We start from the raw sequence: 16,130 nt of genomic DNA, 5'->3' as shown, positions 1-16,130 counted from the left end.
CCGGTGACTGTCAAGGGTCCGGATCCCGCGCTCGGATCACCATCGTGTTGCGATCACAGCGGAGTCACATAACGGGCGGGTACATCCAAGTGGGCCCGCCGCGCGACGGCGATGGGGCGCCGCCGCCGGCCCCGAAAGGGTCAGACCTGTTCTTCCGCCCGGCCGGCCCAGATGCCGCGACTGTGGGTGAGGTGCTTGCGCATGAGCTCGGCCGTCAGCTCCGCGTCGCCCGAGGTGATGGCGTCCACGATGGCGATGTGCTCCTCGCCGGACTGGGTGAGCTCACCCTGGTCCGCCAGCTTCTGCAGGCCCTCCATGCGCGCCTGGTCGCGCAGCTGACCGACCATGGCCACCAGGCGGCGGTTGCCCAGCAGCTCCAGCAGCCCGAGGTGGAACTGCCGGTCCCGGTCCAGGAAGGCGAACAGGTCCCCCTCGCGGGCGGCGTCGGTGATCTGTTCGGCGAGTTCCCGGAACCGCTCCACCGCCCCCCGATCGGCCTGCTCGGCGAGCTCGACCATCGCCGGGACCTCCAGCATGGTGCGCACCCGGAAGATCTCCTCGAGGTCGTGGTCCGTGAGCACCGGGACCCTGAAGCCCCGGTTCCTGATGACCTCCACCATGCCCAGATTGGCCAGGTCCATGACGGCCTCGCGGACCGGCGTGACCGAGACCCCCAGCTCGGAGGCGATGTTGATGACGCTCTCCACGCTCCCGGGCTCGATCTGGCCCAGCACGATCCGGGTGCGCAGCGCCTCGCGTGCCTGCTGACGGAGACTGACCGACTTGAGCTGCGCACCGCGCGCGGGCGCCCCCACCGGGCGAGAAGTAGTCATACGCCATGCATAACACAGAACACCGGGCCCGTAAGCCGTGCCGCTTGCCGTAGTGCGTAAGGTGTAATACCTTACTGAAGCTCTCCTCCCGCGGACCCGCGAGGAAGCGAAGAGCGCGACGAGGAAGTGGAGTGCCATGAAGGCGATGACCGTCGGCGAGCCCGAGATCCGCGAGGCCGTGACCATGAAAGAGGCGATCGACGCCGTACGGCAGGCCTTCGTCGATCTGGCCGGCGGGGAGTTCGAGATGCCCACCCGCACCGCGCTGCGGGACGGCCAGTTCCTGGTGATGTCGGCCCACCACCGGTCGACCGCCTCCGCCATGATCAAGACACTGAGCCTGGACTTCGCGCGCAAGCCCGCCATCGCGGGCACCGTGACCTGGTGCGAGACCGGCCGCCTGGACCAGCTGATCGCCGACGCCGGAGCGGTGACGGCCCTGCGCACCGGCGCCGTCGTCGGGGTCGCCACCGACCTGCTCGCCCCGCCCGAAGCCGGGCGGCTGACCCTGATCGGCGCGGGCGGACAGGCCGCCGACCAGGTCCGCGCCGTCCAGGCGATCCGGCCCCTGCGGCAGCTGACCGTGGTGGACGCCGAACCGGCCCGCGCGCGGGACCTCGCCGAACGCCTGGCACCCGAACTGGCCGGGGTGGACCTGCTCACCTCGACCGACGCGGTGGCCGCTGTCCGGCAGGCCGAGATCGTCTGCTGCGCGACCAACGCGACCAGCCCGCTCTTCCCCGAGTCGGCGCTGCCCGCGCAGGTGCACGTCAACGCCATCGGCGCGTACCGCCCCACCATGCGGGAACTGCCCGACGAACTGCTCGCCGACAGCACGGTCGTCATCGACGAACTGGACGCCGTCCTGGAGGAGTCCGGCGAGATCATCCACGCCCTCGACGCCGGCGCCATCACCAAGGACGCGCTCACGGAACTGGGCACCGCGCTGAGCGCCCCCGGCGCCGAGTACGGCAAGCGGACCGTGTTCAAGTCCGTCGGTGTCGCCGTGCAGGACTGGGCCCTCGCCCGCCTCCTGGCCGACAAGTTCCTCGCCTGACACGGCACGGCCGCGAACCGCGAGAAGGACAGCGATGACAGACAGCGCAGTGATCGTCGGTGCGGGCGTGATCGGGCTCGCCACCGCGTACCGGCTCGCCCTGGACGGCCTGGCCGTCACCGTCGTGGACGCGGCGCCGGGCGGGACGGCGGGGGCATCGGAGCACAACGCCGGATGGATCGTCCCGATCATGTCGACTCCCGTGCCCGCCCCCGGGATGCTCGGACAGGCCCTGCGGTGGATGGCCCGCAGGGACAGCCCCCTGTACGTACGCCCCTCCCCCCGTCCCGAACACGTGCGCTTCATGATCAACATGCTGCGCCACTGCAATCCCCGGGACTTCGCGTCCGGTGTCGAGGCGCTCACCTCCCTCAACGAGCGCACGCTTCAGCTGTTCGACGAGTACGACAAGGACGGCGTGCGCTTCGAGCACCACCGCGTGGGCCAGCTCCTGGTCTTCACCACCCGGCACACCATGGAGGAGTACCGGTCGGCCTCGGCGCCCATGGAACGGATCAGCCACACCGCGATCCCGCTCTCCGGCGACGAGCTCCGCGACCTGGAACCGGCGCTCATCCGACGGGTACTGACCGGTCTGCGCTGCCCGCAGGAACGACACGTGGATCCCGCGAGTCTGGTCAGGGGCCTGGAAGAGCGCTGCCGGGAACTCGGCGTCCGCTTCCTGCACGGCAGCCCGGTCACCGGCGTCCGATCGAACGGCCGCAGCGTGACCTCGGTGCTCGCCGCGGGCGAGGAGGTCCCGGGCGATCTGTTCGTCCTCGCCGCCGGAGTGCGTACCGGCCCGCTCGCGCGGCTGGCCGGACACGCCCTGCCCATCCGGCCCGGCAAGGGATACGGTTTCGACGACACCAGCGGCTCGGTCACGCTGCGGCACTCGGTGTACCTCGGCGAGGCCAAGGTGGCCGTCACTCCCCTGTCGGACCGGCTCCGGTTCGCCGGGACGATGGAGTTCGGCAGCTCCGACGCGGCCATCGACCCGCATCGGCTGCGCGGCATCGCGCGCTCCGCCCACGCCTACCTGCCCGACTTCCCCGCGGCGGCACAGCCGCAGGGCTGGACCGGTCTGCGTCCGATGACACCGGACGGGCTGCCGGTCATCGGCCCGCTGCCGGGCAAGGACAACGTGCTCGTCGCGAGCGGACACAGCATGCTCGGAGTCACCCTCGCGCCGGTCACCGCGGACATCATCGCCGCGGAGGTAGCCGGAGGCCGACGGCGAGCCGACTCGGCGGGCACGGCGCTCCCCTTCTCTCCCCGGCGCTTCGGCGTGCGGCGCGCCCGAAGCACGGCGGACAACCGACGCTGACTCGGTTGTCCGCCGCCGAGCTACGGCCGGGGCGGCGCTCGGCCGTCGCGGAGGCCGCCCCGTCTCCCGGCGAGTGTCCGGGTGTGCCGCCGTGCACCGGACGGACCAGGCGGCGCCGGACGGCTGACCGCGGACCAGAGGAGCGGGGCCGGGGCCTGCTCGGCACCGGCCCCGCCGGATTCGGCCTGGCCGACCCATATGGGCGCCCACGGCCTGGTGAGGCCCTTGGCGGCCCCGGGCGGATCAGGCGATCTGCCACTTCTGGTTGGTGCCGCCCCAGCAGGACCAGAGCTGCACCTTGGACGTGGACTGGTTCACGTCCAAGCAGAGGCCGGACTCCACGCCGCGGACCGTGCCGTCGGAGTAGAAGGTCCACTTCTGGTTGTCCTGGCCGTTGCAGTCGTAGATGACGACCTTGGTGCCGTTGGCCGTGCCGTTGCCCAGGGCGTCCAGGCACTTGGCTCCGCCGAAGACGGTGATCTGTCCGGTGGCGGTTCTGGTCCACTGCTGGTGTGTCGCGCCGGTGCAGTTCCAGATCTGGACCTGGGTGATGTTCTGCTGGGTGCCTCCGGGGATGTCGAGGCAGCCCGGGACGCCGACGCTCTTCAGCGCGGTGAGCGGCGTGCGGGGAGCGAGGCCCCAGAGGTACTTGAGCCGGTCCATCTGGGTGGGGTTGCGCACGCTCAGGGTCAGGTCGGTACCGGTGCCGTGCAGGGCGTAGAGGGAGTACCAGTCGTAGTCCGGCCGCATGGTGTGCTTGCCGCCGAGGGCCGGCCAGTAGGTCGAGCCCATGCCGAGGTCGTGGGCCGTGTCGATGACCGCGCGCATGTAGAGGACGAAGTTGTCCGAGCTGCCCGCCTGGTTGTAGTCGCGGCCGTCGTCCATCGGGCCGCCGAACTCGTCCAGGATGGTGCGCGAACCGCAGGAGCCGATCCTGCTCTTGAACAGGGTCACCCACTCGGCGTAGGACCTGGGCGTGTGGCTGAACGCGTAGAAGTGGAGCGACACGTACGTCCCGTCCAGACGGCTGTCGCCGCACACGGTCGTGACGTCATCGTTGAAGCCACTGCCGCTGACGACGATCCGGTTCCTGGGGACCGACGGGTAGCGCGCGATCCAGGCGGCGGCGACGTCGGCCCACTGGGCGGCTGTGTAGCCGCGGGGTTCGTTGAACGACTCGAAGGAGACCAGGGGGTTGGACGCGTACTTGGCGACGACCGGGTCCCACATCGCGTTGAAGGCGGCGGTGTCGTCGACCTTGCCGTTAGGGACCTCTTCCCAGTAGCCCAGGATCACCTTCATGCCCTTGGCGGTTGCGGCGTCGACGGCTCCGGTGTAGGCGTCGCCCCATGTCGTACCGGGCACGGAGTACTTGTTGATCGGCAACCGGACGGTGTTGGCACCGTCGTGCTGGAACCCCGTGAGGATGGCGTCGGCCTTCGCCCTGACGGTCGCGTAGCTGTCGGACACGCTCAGGCCCTCGGGGACGACGGGGGCGTTGACGAAGCTGTCTCCGGGGCGGGCCCAGTTGACGCCGCCGAACTGGGCGGAGTTCAGCGGATCGGCCGCGCCGGCTGGCGACGCGCCGGACAGCACGCCGGCGGGTATGGCGAACAGCGCGGTCAGTGTCGCCGCTAACACCCGGCGCAGCACACGCCGTTGCCCGGGGCGTCTTTCGGAGCGGGTATCGCGGGGGGTGCGGGTGGGACAGGAGCGGAACATTGTCTTCCTCTCGGGACGGGCTGCCGTGGCAGCCGCTGTTCAGACGGCTCGCTGTGGCCCTCTCCGGTGTGGCGAAGGTGGCTGTCGGGCTGTCTGCGGCTCGTGAACGGTGGTCTCAGAGGGGTGGTATGCGTCGGGGCCGGGGCGGCGAATCTGCGGTCGCCCTCGCGAGGTCGACCGCCAGGACCTGGTGGTCGTGGGACCCGGCGAGGTCCCACGACCGGCGGCCGACGTTCGTCAATGTGTGTGCTGGTGGGCGAGCAGTCCGCCGCCCGTCAGCTCTTGCCGAGCAGGCGCCAGATCTGGTTGCGCTTGTTGGTCAGTTCGCTCGCGCTGTCGCAGGTCCACTGGTGGATCTTCGCGCCGGGCGCGGTGGATATGGTGCTGACGTCGACGCACTTGCCGCTGTGGGCGGCGGCCAGCTGGTAGTCCTTGCTGTTGCCGAGCGCCGTCACCGGGCGCAGGACGAACTGCTGGTTGGTGCCGCCGGTGCAGGTCCACTGGATGACGGCGGCACCGTCGGCGGTGGAGGCGCCGGACACGTCCAGACACTTGCCGCTGTGCTGGTTGACGACCGTGAACGTATCCGCCTTGCCGGCCACCGGCTTGAAGTCGAACATCTGCTGGTAACCGCCCTCGCAGTGGTACTGCTGATACTGCGTGCCGTTGGCGGTGGAGAGGCCGGTGTCGTCCAGGCACTGGTTGCTGTGCTGGGCGACGGCGACCGTGGAGACGGTCGTGTTCGACGGCGGGAGCAGGGTGACGGTGTAACCGTCCGACGCGTTCGTCCAGGGGACGGTCACAGAGGCGGAGTTGCCGCCGACGGTCAGAAGCTGGTCGGAGACGGTGACCGGGCCGGTCACGGCGCCGCCGCCGTTGTTGGGGACGCGCTGGACGACCGCGCGGACCCGGCCGTTCTCCACCACGGAGGTGGTGTCGAGGCGGTCGAGATTGACGGTGACGTTCCCGGTGTTGCCATTGCTGCCGAGCAGGATCTTGGCGTTCTTGGCGGTGTTGTCCTTCGTCGCCAGACCGTCGGTGTTGGTGCCCGCGGTGACCTTGACGATGTTGCCGGTCTGGGAGCCGTAGTAGCGGTACAGGAACCACTCCCCCAGCGGCAGGTACTGGCCCGTGCTGTTCTTGGTTAGCAGGTTCGCCTGGAAGTCGTGCAGGTTGCCGGCGGAAGCCCAGTTGGCGCGCAGACCGTCGGCTCCCGCCCGCTCCAGACGGGAGATGTACCAGCCGCCACGGCCCGGGTTCTGCTCATTGGTGTTGCCGTACTCGTTGACCTGGAACGGGCGGCTCGTGGTCATCGACCGGGCCGCCAGCTTCGCCTTGACCGCACTCGCGTCCGCCACGGGGTCGCCGGGCAGGTTGTGCCAGCTGTAGATGTCCGGTTCGACGTTGTTGGCCTTGACGTAGTCCAGGTACGTGTCCCACCACGACGAACCGTTCGACCCGGGCTTGAAGGCGCTGCTGGGGCCGACGACGACCGCGTTCGGGAAGGCCGCCCGGATCTTCTGGTAGGCCCGCTTCCACATCTCCAGGTACTGGGACTGCGACCGTCCCCAGAAGGCGTTGATGTCGGGCTCGTTCCAGATGTCCCACTCGATGTCGGACATGCCGGCCGCCTGTGCGTCGGCGATGAGGCGGTCGTAGAAGGCGTCGAAGGCGGACCAGTCGCCGTTGTCGCCCGGGAAGCTGGGGCTGGTGGTTCCGTCGGCGCCCCAGAGGTCGTGGGGCAGGATGACGAAGGTTCCGCCCAGCGACTTGGTGCGCTGGTACTGGGCGCGGGTGGAGTTCCACCGGCGGTCGTACTTGCCGGCGACCCAGCCGCCGGGCTTGTCCAGCTGGGCGCCGCCGGCCCGCATGAACTTCCACTTGATGTCCCTGTAGAAGTGCTCCTGGGGCAGCGAGCCGTTCTCGGACATTCCGTAGATCGTGCCCGAGGCCCGATAGGTGGGGGCGCCCCCGGCGGTGGCGAAGTCGACCGCGACGGTGGTGTCGGCGGCCTGCGCGGTGGTTCCGGGAAGGCCGACGGCCGCGAGCGATGCGAGCAGCGCGACGAGCCCGGTGGTCCGGCGGAGGTGGCGGCCTCCGGGGGAGGCTGGTCCGCCGATGCTTGTGGACGGTGAGCTAACACGGGACATACGCATGTGGTCTCCCGAGAAGGTGGGTGCTTCCTGGGCACGGCTCGGCCCAGGAGGTCTTCGGCCGCCGGTCGTCCTGGCTTCTGCTTCTGCTGCGGCTGCGGCTGCGGAAGAGACAGGTGGGCTCGTGGCAAGGCGACGAGGAGTTCGCCGTTGCGGTGCAGGACCTCACGGCCGGGACGTTGTGCGCCGACGGGGCAGGTCTGGTCTCTCGGAGGTACGCGGTGCGGGCGGGGACCGGAGTCCCCGCCCGGCGCGCTTTGAGGTCAGCCCATACCCTGCAGGCGCCAGATCTGGTTGCGCTTGTTGGTCAGTTCGCTCGCGCTGTCGCAGGTCCACTGGTGGATCTTCGCGCCGGGCGCGGTCGAGATCTCGCTGACGTCGAGGCATTTGCCGCTGTGGGCGGCGGCCAGCTGGTAGTCCTTGCTGTTGCCGAGCGCCGTCACCGGGCGCAGGACGAACTGCTGGTTGGTGCCGCCGGTGCAGGTCCACTGGATGACGGAGGCACCGTCGGCGGTGGAGGCGTTGTTGACGTCAAGGCACTTGCCGCTGTACTGGTTCACCACGGTGTAGGTGTTCGCCTTGCCGGCCACCGGCTTGAAGTCGAACATCTGCTGGTAACCGCCCTCGCAGTGGTACTGCTGATACTGCGTGCCGTTGGCCGTGGACAGATTGGTGTCGTCCAGGCACTGGCCGCTGTGCTGGGCGACGGCGACCGTGGAGACGGTCGTGTTCGACGGCGGGAGCAGGGTGACGGTGTAACCGTCGGAGGCGTTCGTCCAGGGGACGGTGACGGAGGCGGAGTTGCCGCCGACGGTCAGAAGCTGGTCGGAGACGGTGACCGGGCCGGTCACGGCGCCGCCGCCGTTGTTGGGGACGCGCTGGACGACCGCGCGGACCCGGCCGTTCTCGACGAGGGACGTGGTGTCGAGGCGGTCGAGATTGACGGTGACGTTGCCGGTGTTGCCGTTGCTGCCGAGCAGGATCTTGGCGTTCTTGGCGGTGTTGTCCTTGGTGGCGAAGCCGTCAGTGCCGGTACCCGGGGTGAACTTGACGATGTTGCCCGTCTGAGAGCCGTAGTAGCGGTACAGGAACCACTCCCCCAGCGGCAGGTACTGGCTGCCGGTCCTGGTCAGCAGGTTCGCCGCGAAGTCGTGCAGGTTGCCGGCGGAGGCCCAGTTGGCCCGCACCCCGTCGGCTCCGGCCCGCTCCAGGCGGGAGATGTACCAGCCGCCACGGCCCGGGTTCTGCTCGTTGGTGTTGCCGTACTCGTTGACCTGGAAGGAGCGGCTGGTGGTCATCGACCGGGCCGCCAGCTTGGACCTGACGGCGGTCGCGTCGTTGACGGGGTCGCCGGGCAGGGTGTGCCAGCTGTAGATGTCCGGTTCGACGTTGTTGGCCTTGACGTAGTCCAGGTACGTGTTCCACCAGGACGAGGCGGTCCCGGCGGGGCTGCGGTAGGTGCTGGGGCCGACGACGACCGCGTTCGGGAAGGCCGCCCGGATCTTCTGGTGGGCCCTCTTCCACATCTCCAGGTACTGGGTCTGCGACGGCCCCCAGAACGGACGGTTGTCCGGCTCGTTCCAGATGTCCCACTGGACGGTCATGTTGTTGGCCTGTACGTCCCCGATCAGCTGGTCGAGGAAGTCGTTGAACCGGGTCCAGTCGCCGTTGTCACCCGGCCAGCCCTGGCTTGTGGTGCTGTCGGCTCCCCACAGGTCGTGCGGCAGGAGGACGAAAGTGCCGCCCAGCGTCCTGGTGCGGTTGTACTGCGCCAGGGTGGAGTTCCAGCGGGTCTGGTAGGCGGCGAGGCTGGTGCCGTAGCCACCGCTGTTGAGCTGGGCGCCGCCGGCCCGCATGAACTTCCACTTGATGTCCTTGTAGAAGTGCTCCTGGGGCAGCGAGCCGTCGGGGCTCATGCCGTAGAGCGTGCCCGAGGCCCCGTAGCCGGGGGCGCCACCGGCGGTGGCGAAGTCGACGGTGACGGTGGTGTCGGCGGCCTGCGCCGTGCCCGCGGGCAGGGCGACGGCCGCGAGTGAGCCGAGCAGCGCGGTGACGGCGGTGGCGGCGCGCAGGCGGGTTCCCGCGCGGGCCGGTCTGCCGGTGTCGCCGGGCGGGTCGGGAAGGATGCGGGGTGCGGGCATTGCGGGTCTCCCGGTGTGGGTGCTGCCTGGGCGGGGACGGCCCAGGGGGTCTTTCATCCGCCGGTGTGCGCGGCGGGAGCGGTGTGCCGGAGAGCGTGGGCTTCGGCGAGGAGGAGATAGCTGCTGGCGGTCCAGGTGTAGGCGCGGTCGCGCAGGCCCGTGCCGGTGACGGCGTCGAAGTTCTCGGCGAAGCCGTACGTCTCGCACAGGGCACGGAAGCGGGCGCTGATGTCGTCGGCCAGCCGCTGGTGGCCGGCGCGGCGCAGACCGTCCTCGACGAGGACGGTGGACGGCGCCCAGATCGGGCCGCGCCAGTAGCCGTCGGAAAGGTAGTGCGGTGAGCTGAGCTGCTCGGTGGCCAGGCCGTGCGGGGTCAGGTGGGCCTCGATCCGGTCGGCCAGAACGGCGCTGACGTCCTCCGGCAGGTGCTCGCCCAGCGCGATGGGCATCAGGTCGAGGAGGCTGGCACTGGTCCAGGTGTCCCCGCTGCCGACCGAGCGGGCGACGAACCGGCCGCCGGTCCACAGCTCCTCCAGCATCGCCGCCTGCGTCGCCTCGGCCGTCCGCGTCCACCAGCGGGCGTCGTCCGGCAGCCCCAACTCGTCCGCGAGTGCGGCGAGTTCATGCAGTTGCAGGGTGAGAAAGGCGGCCAGGTCGGCGGTGACGACGACGCGCTCGGGGTCGAAGGTGGTGGCGTTGTCCCAGCCGCTGTCGTTGCCGTGCTGGTAGTGGGACAGGGTGGCACCGGGCGCACGCCGTGCGGTGAGCCAGAAGTCCGTCCAGCGGGACAGCCTGTCGTAGGCCTCGGCCAGTTGTTCCGGGGTGAGGGAGAGCCGTCGGCGCAGGTGTCTCAGGGTCCAGCCGTGGATGGGGGGTTTGACGAAGTTGTGCAGCACCTCGGAGTGGGTGACCGAGTCGGGCAGGGCCCCGCTCTCGTCCTGGTGGTCGAAGGGCAGGGAGAACTGGTCCCAGGCCAGTTCCGGGTGTCCCGGGGCCAGGGCCAGGGCGTTGAAGCAGTGGTCCCAGCTCCACACCTTGTCCATCCAGTGCTTCGACATCAGCACCGCCGGCCGGGTTACCAGGCCGACCGGGCGCACTGTCGCGGACCACAGCACGTACGCGGCGAGTTCGGCGGCCGGGGTGGCGGACGAGCGCCAGGGGGCCACCTCGTCGACGAAGTCCGCGAAGGCGTTCCGGGCGGCCTCCGCGACCTTGCCGAAGGTCGCGGACGAGACGTAGGGCGCCCGCGCCGTGTCGAGTTCCTCCACCGCGATCTCCCAGGCTCCGTCCGGGCCCGCGGCGACGGTGAGGCCGCGCTCGGCGCTGCCGAGGGCCTGGGCGCCGGACGCGCCGGTCACGGCTCCGGACAGCAAGGTGATCCGGCAGCGGCGCCCGGTCTCGTACGACGTGAAGACATGGGCGCCGGAGACCGGGTCGTCGTAGAGGTAGGTGCCGCTGAAGGGGGTGAGCGCCCGCGCCGCCGCGGTGATGCGCAGGGCCAGGCCCTCGCCACGGACCCGTACGGTGTCGGGCGACTCGTAGGCCAGGTCGATGCGCCCGGCTTCGTGGACCCAGCTGAGCAGGCTCGATGTCGCCACGACGCGGGTCTCGGCCCGCTCGCCCGTCGACGCGTCGGAGGGAACCAGGCGCAGGACGGCGTGCATGCCGTTCTGGTGCGAGACGAGGTGGAGGTCCTCGGCGCGCGTCTTCTCCGCGAGTACGGACGAGATGCCGAACCAGGATCCGTAGGTGCTGAACGGGATGTCGTGGACGGAGAAGGCCGGGCCGGACGGGGCGGCGGTCATGGGGCGTTACTCGTTTCTTGGGCAGTGGCGGTCGGCGATCGGCGGTCCGCCGTGTGGCTGTGACGGCGGTACACCGGCCGCCGGGTACGGGTCCCGGCCGTGAGGACCGGATCGGCGGGAAACGGTGGCGGGGGAAGCTCAGTCCTTGACAGCTCCGGCGGTCACGCCGGCGGCGACGTAGCGCTGGGCGAGGACGAGGATGACCGCGGCGGGCAGCGAGGCCACGACGGCGGTGGCCATGATGGCGTTCCACTCCTGGTTGTTGTTGCCGATGTAGTGGTAGATGCCGAGCGTGATCGGCTCGTGGGCACCGCCGCTCGCGAGGGTGCTGGCGAAGACGAAGTCGGACCAGGACCACAGGAACGCGAACAGCGACACCGTGACGATCGAGTTGCGGCTCATGGGCAGGACGATGGACCGGAAGGTGCGCAGCGGCCCGGCTCCGTCCATCTGCGCGGCCTGGAGCAGTTCGCCGGGGATGCCGGACATGAACGCGGTGAAGATCAGCACCGCGAAGGGGACGGCCAGGGTGGAGTCGGCGACGATCAGGCCGGGGACGGACTGGAGCAGGCCGAGTTGGAGGTAGATGGCGTAGAAGCCCATCGCCATGATGATGCCGGGGATCATCTGGGCGACCAGGAACAGGAAGCTGAGCAGCCCCCCGCCGCGCGGGCGCAGCTTGGCCAGCGCGTAGCCGGCCGGGGCGGCCAGCGCCACGGTCAGCGCGACGGTGCCCAGCCCGATGACGAGACTGGTGCCGAGGTAGGGCAACTGCTGGTCGAACACGGCACGGTAGCCGTCCAGTGTGCCCTGGACCGGGAACAGGTCCGGCGGGCTCTTGCGCATGTCCTGATCGCGGGTGAAGGACACGTTCAGCATCCAGTAGACCGGGAAGAGCATGATCGCGGTCAGGAGGAGCCCGAGGGCTGTCTTCCACCCTGTACGGGTGCGTCCGCGTACGGCGACGGCTGTCATGACATCCTCTGCTTTCGCTCGGCCCGCAGATAGATCAGGCCGAAGACCAGGGCGGCGACGACGAGCAGGTTGCCGACGGCCGCGCCGGGGCCGAAGGCGGGCAGCAGGTTGCCGAAGCCGAGCTGGTAGGACCAGGTGGCGAAGGTGGTGGACGAGTCCGCCGGGCCGCCCTTGGTCATGATCCAGATGATGTCGAAGACCTTGAGCGTGTAGACCAGCCCGAGCAGCAGGGTGATCGCGGACACCGGGCGCAGCAGCGGGAAAGTGATGCTCCAGAACCGCCGCCAGGCGTTCGCGCCGTCGAGGGCGGCGGCCTCGTACAGGCTGGTGGGGATGGACTGGAGGCCGCTGTAGAGCACGACCAGGTTGAAGGGGACGCCGATCCAGATGTTCGCGACGATCACCGAGGTCAGCGACCACGACGGTGAGGTCAGCCAGTTCACCGGCCCGATACCGACGGCGTGCAGAGCAGCGTTGACGACACCGGAGTCGCTGTTGAGCATCCACGACCAGGTGGAGGCGGACACGATCAGCGGCAGCAGCCAGGGCACCAGGAACAGAGCGCGCAGGGTGGCGGAGAGCCGGAAGTGCTGGTGGAAGAAGACCGCGAGGGCCAGGCCGATGGCGTACTGGAAGACCAGGCACGCCGCGGTGAAGACCACGGTGTGAAGGAGGGCCGGGGCGAAGGTGGGGTCGTCGAGGACGGTGCGGTAGTTGGCCAGGCCGGTGAAGGGGGCGTCGCCCTGGACGAAGGAGCGGACCGTGTAGTTGCGCAGGCTCAGGTCGAGGTTGCGGTAGAGCGGATAGGCGTAGAAGAGGACGAGGTAGAGGGTGACCGGGGCGAGGAAGCCCCAGGCGGCCCACTGCGGGGACGTGCGCCGACGTCCGGTCCCGGCGACGGCCGGGGGCGAGGGCGGGGCGGCGGTGACCGCCCCGTCCCCCTCGCGCACCGGTGCCCGGTCCGGCACCTGTGTCGTGTGCTTCATCAACGGGCCTCTGACACTGGTTACTTGACGGCCGACTCGGCCGAGGAGAGCGCGTCCTTCGGCGAGGCGGACCCGCTCAGGGCGGACTGGACGGCCTTCCACAACTGCTCGGAGATCTTCGGGTACTTGGTGCCGAGGTCGTCGCTGGTGCGGCCCTTGGCCGCCTTGACCGCGTCCACCCAGGGCTTCAGCTTGGCGTTCGTCGCCACCTGCTTGTCCTGGACCTCGGTGGTGGGGGCCACGTAGGAGAGCGTGGTGTCGGTGGTGAGGAGGTTCTCGGTGCTGGTCAGGCAGGACACGAGCTTCTGCGAGGTGGTGTAGCGGCCGGTGTCGCCCTGGACCGGGATGGTGACGAACTCGCCGCCCGTCGGGGCCGCGGCGTTGCCGCCCGAGGCGGCGGGGACAGGGATGACCCCGTAGTCGAAGCCGATCTTCTCGGCGCCCGCCAGCTGCCAGGTGCCGTTCTCCGCGAAGGCGTAGTCGCCGCTCGAGAACTCCTGCCAGCTGGTCGTCTGGGTGTTGTTGATGACCGAGTTGGGCGCGTACCCCTTGTCCAGCCACTCCTTCCACAGCGACAGCGCGGACACCGCCTCGCCCGAGGCGATGTCGGTGAGCTGAGCGCCCGAGCCCCAGAACCACGGCAGGAACTGGAAGCTGCCCTCCTCGGTCCCGATCGCGGAGAACGTGATGCCCTTCTTGCCGGCCTTCTCCACCTTCGCGAGCGCCGCGGTCAGCGACGTCCAGTCCTTGACGGAGGCGATGTCCACCCCGGCTTCCTTCAGCACCTCCTTGTTGTAGTAGAGGGCAAGGGTGTTGGCGCCGATGGGCGTGCCGTAGGTCTTCGCGCCCGCCTGGCCGGCGGCGAGGAGGTTGGGGTCGACCTTCGAGGTGTCCAGCTTGTTGTCGTCGGTCGTGGTCAGTACGCCCGCCTCGGCCAGGGTGGACACGACGGGGTTGTCGACGATGAGGACGTCCGCGGAGTTGTCCTGCTGGGCCGCGAGCAGCGCCTTGTTCGTCAGGTCGCTGGTGTCGAAGGCGGTCCGCTTGATCTTCACGCCCGCCGTGGTGCCGCAGTCGTCCAGCAGCTTCGCCCAGGCCGAGCTCTTGTCGAACTGCGGGTAGGGGTCCCAGATGGTGTAGGTGCCGCTGTCCGCCCCTTCGGTGGAGGTGCTGCCCGAACCGGAGGAGCACGCGGTGGTGCCGGTGGCGACGGCGACGACGGTCATGGCTGCGGCGGTCAGGCGCCGTCTGGTGGTTCTGTTCATTGCGTGTTCCTCTGTGTTTCGGGCAAGGGGGTGCCGTGGGAGGGGCGATCAGCGATGGCTGAGCCTGTTGAAAAGAGCTGCGGTGGAGTGGGCCGGGATGAGGGGGCCGGAATGAGGTGGCGTGGGTGAGTGCGGCTAGTGGGCGGGGCCGGTGGCGGCGGGTCCGGTGCTGGACCGCAGTGAGATCGGTGGTGCGAGCAGGTGGTGTCGAGGGGCGGCGTCCGGGTGGTCCAGCCGCTCGATGAGCAGGTCGACGGCGAGCCGGCCCATCTGTTCCGCCGGTACGTCCGCCGCGGTGAGCTGCGGGGTCACCGTCTCCGCCCACCGGCCGGCCGCGACTCCGGTGACGGAGAAGTCGCGCGGCACATGGCGGCCCGCCTGCGCGAGCCCCCGGTAGAGACCGCCGAGCGCGGCCTCGTTCATGGTGACGAGGGCGCTGGTGGCGGGATCGTCGTACAGGATCTGCTCCAGGCAGGCCTGGCCGGAGGCGGCGTCGTCCCCGCAGCAGTACGTCCGCACGGTGAGCCCGCGTTCCGCCGCGGCCTTGGTGAACCCGTCCAGACCGCGGTGGGCTGACTCGTATCCGGCCCTCAGCAGCTGCTCGGGCCGGTTGACGAAGGCGATCCTGCGGTGGCCCATGTCCGCGAGGTGGTGGACACAGGCCTCCACCAGCGCGGTGTGGTCCAGGCCTACCGACCAGGTGCCTTCCGGGTGCGCGGTGCGTCCGATGGCGACGCAGGGGAAGCCCACCGCGTTCAGGTGTTCCACCCGGTCGTCCTCCAGGCGGATCTCCATCAGGATCGCGCCGTCGACCCGCCGCTCCCCCAGCAGCCGCTGGAACGAGCGGTCGCTGTCCACACCGCTCGGAGAGAGCAGTACGTCGTAGTCGTGGGCCGCGGCGGCCTCGACCACGCTGCCGATGAAGTCCAGCTGCATGCCGGTGTAGTGGTTGCCAGCCGGCGGGAAGACCAGACCAAGGGTGCTGGTCCGGCCGTTGGCAAGGGCCCGCGCACTGGCGTTGGGCCGGTAGCCCAGCTCGTCGATCACCCGCTGGATCTTCAGGCGGGTGTCCTCCGACACCGGACGCTTGCCGCTCAACGCGACGGACACGGTGCTGCGGGACACACCGGCCCGCTTGGCGATCTCACCGATGTTCACGGCGACTCCTTGCTCGGACTGCATGAAGCGCTCGAACCGCTTCAAGCAGTCCGACAGCCCCGGGGTGGGAGAAGGGGCTGAGGCGTACCGATTGTCGAACCGGTTCGCGTGAAGTGAAGTTAGGAGGGTCCTCGGACGGCTGTCAACGCCTGGAACCGAGCTGTTTTAACGAATCAGAAACCTGGTTCGGGGTATTGCTGTGCATTTTTTGCCCGCTGGTAACTTCTCCGAACCGGTTCGACCAGCGACGGCGTACTCCTCCCGGTGGGCGGATTCTCCCCGTGCGTCGGCATCGTGCGGAACAGCAGGCACTGCGGGCCGACGACGAGAACCCGAGGGCGGCCATGACGGGCCGAGCTCAAGCCGGGGCGCAGCGGGCCCCCCGCGATGAACGAGGTCTGCAAGCAAGGCGCCCGCCGCACCCCGACCATCGGCTCGACGCCCGCGGACGCCACCATCGTTGGGTCGGCGACGCCCCCGCGCGCCGACCGCGCGCCGCGGGAACGCCCGAGCCGCCTCCGGACCTGGTCTGTGACCAGCGCCGGAAATTACCTGCGACAGAAGCGTTGACTGGGTTACGTGAGGAACTTATCTTCTGGCCGAGATCACGAACTTCGTTCGAAATTACGACCACTATTCTCGGTGCCCCTTCGTCCCTCTCCACCCCGGCTCCAGCCCCAAAGGTTTCCAAGGGGGTACTCCGTGAGG

11 protein-coding genes are annotated in these 16,130 nt (G+C 69.6%); 2 read left to right on the top strand and 9 right to left on the bottom strand.

Annotated elements, in window-relative coordinates; all coding sequences use genetic code 11:
• Positions 1 to 140: 140 nt before the first annotated feature.
• Entirely contained in the window at positions 141 to 833 is a 693-nt protein-coding gene (locus tag ICC28_RS35490) for a GntR family transcriptional regulator (protein ID WP_188292941.1), read from the bottom strand.
• 136 nt (positions 834 to 969) lie between these two features.
• Here ICC28_RS35490 and ICC28_RS35485 point away from each other — a divergent pair, with 136 nt between their 5' ends.
• Together ICC28_RS35485 and ICC28_RS35480 are read left to right on the top strand one after the other, a co-directional pair.
• Positions 970 to 1,890: an ornithine cyclodeaminase family protein gene (locus tag ICC28_RS35485; RefSeq protein ID WP_188292940.1), complete on the top strand. Its 921-nt coding sequence runs from the start codon at positions 970 to 972 to the stop codon at positions 1,888 to 1,890.
• A gap of 34 nt (positions 1,891 to 1,924) precedes the next feature.
• Complete coding sequence (locus tag ICC28_RS35480; RefSeq protein WP_188292939.1) at positions 1,925 to 3,217, top strand: NAD(P)/FAD-dependent oxidoreductase; 1,293 nt, start codon at positions 1,925 to 1,927, stop codon at positions 3,215 to 3,217.
• A gap of 243 nt (positions 3,218 to 3,460) precedes the next feature.
• Here the strand turns inward: ICC28_RS35480 and ICC28_RS35475 are convergent, their stop codons facing one another.
• The 8 genes from ICC28_RS35475 to ICC28_RS35440 form a co-directional block, all read right to left on the bottom strand.
• Positions 3,461 to 4,858 carry a ricin-type beta-trefoil lectin domain protein gene (locus ICC28_RS35475; protein ID WP_317454156.1) on the bottom strand — a complete coding sequence of 466 codons (1,398 nt, stop codon included), beginning with the start codon at positions 4,856 to 4,858 and terminating at the stop codon, positions 3,461 to 3,463.
• Positions 4,859 to 5,214: 356 nt separating this feature from the next.
• The gene (locus tag ICC28_RS35470) at positions 5,215 to 7,089 is read right to left on the bottom strand and encodes an RICIN domain-containing protein (RefSeq protein WP_188292937.1); all 1,875 of its coding nucleotides are present in this window, start codon (positions 7,087 to 7,089) and stop codon (positions 5,215 to 5,217) included.
• 266 nt (positions 7,090 to 7,355) lie between these two features.
• Entirely contained in the window at positions 7,356 to 9,233 is a 1,878-nt protein-coding gene (locus tag ICC28_RS35465; RefSeq protein ID WP_188292936.1) for an RICIN domain-containing protein, read from the bottom strand.
• 53 nt (positions 9,234 to 9,286) lie between these two features.
• A complete protein-coding gene (locus ICC28_RS35460; protein ID WP_188292935.1) occupies positions 9,287 to 11,038 on the bottom strand; it encodes an amylo-alpha-1,6-glucosidase in 1,752 nt (583 codons plus the stop codon).
• A gap of 138 nt (positions 11,039 to 11,176) precedes the next feature.
• The gene (locus ICC28_RS35455) at positions 11,177 to 12,013 is read right to left on the bottom strand and encodes a carbohydrate ABC transporter permease (protein WP_188292934.1); all 837 of its coding nucleotides are present in this window, start codon (positions 12,011 to 12,013) and stop codon (positions 11,177 to 11,179) included.
• Positions 12,010 to 12,999 (bottom strand): carbohydrate ABC transporter permease, encoded by a 990-nt coding sequence (locus ICC28_RS35450; protein WP_188292933.1) that lies wholly within the window; start codon positions 12,997 to 12,999, stop codon positions 12,010 to 12,012. The genes ICC28_RS35455 and ICC28_RS35450 overlap by 4 nt, the downstream gene beginning before the upstream one ends.
• A gap of 20 nt (positions 13,000 to 13,019) precedes the next feature.
• Complete coding sequence (locus tag ICC28_RS35445) at positions 13,020 to 14,264, bottom strand: extracellular solute-binding protein (RefSeq protein WP_188292932.1); 1,245 nt, start codon at positions 14,262 to 14,264, stop codon at positions 13,020 to 13,022.
• Between the two features lie 135 nt (positions 14,265 to 14,399).
• Entirely contained in the window at positions 14,400 to 15,422 is a 1,023-nt protein-coding gene (locus tag ICC28_RS35440) for a LacI family DNA-binding transcriptional regulator (RefSeq protein WP_188292931.1), read from the bottom strand.
• Between the last annotated feature and the right edge of the window lie 708 nt (positions 15,423 to 16,130).

Origin of the sequence: Streptomyces sp. TRM68416 (assembly GCF_014596915.1) — a bacterium.
In the GTDB taxonomy this organism is placed as follows: domain Bacteria; phylum Actinomycetota; class Actinomycetes; order Streptomycetales; family Streptomycetaceae; genus Streptomyces.
The sequence above is the reverse complement of the archived record's forward strand: the minus strand, read 5'-3'. Positions and strand labels throughout refer to the sequence as shown.

Coding starts and splice junctions, on each gene's coding strand:
- ICC28_RS35490 (WP_188292941.1), bottom strand. CDS start 833: ATGACTACTTCTCGCCCGGTGGGGGCGCCCGCGCGCGGTGCGCAGCTC.
- ICC28_RS35485 (WP_188292940.1), top strand. CDS start 970: ATGAAGGCGATGACCGTCGGCGAGCCCGAGATCCGCGAGGCCGTGACC.
- ICC28_RS35480 (WP_188292939.1), top strand. CDS start 1,925: ATGACAGACAGCGCAGTGATCGTCGGTGCGGGCGTGATCGGGCTCGCC.
- ICC28_RS35470 (WP_188292937.1), bottom strand. CDS start 7,089: ATGTCCCGTGTTAGCTCACCGTCCACAAGCATCGGCGGACCAGCCTCC.
- ICC28_RS35465 (WP_188292936.1), bottom strand. CDS start 9,233: ATGCCCGCACCCCGCATCCTTCCCGACCCGCCCGGCGACACCGGCAGA.
- ICC28_RS35460 (WP_188292935.1), bottom strand. CDS start 11,038: ATGACCGCCGCCCCGTCCGGCCCGGCCTTCTCCGTCCACGACATCCCG.
- ICC28_RS35455 (WP_188292934.1), bottom strand. CDS start 12,013: ATGACAGCCGTCGCCGTACGCGGACGCACCCGTACAGGGTGGAAGACA.
- ICC28_RS35450 (WP_188292933.1), bottom strand. CDS start 12,999: ATGAAGCACACGACACAGGTGCCGGACCGGGCACCGGTGCGCGAGGGG.
- ICC28_RS35445 (WP_188292932.1), bottom strand. CDS start 14,264: ATGAACAGAACCACCAGACGGCGCCTGACCGCCGCAGCCATGACCGTC.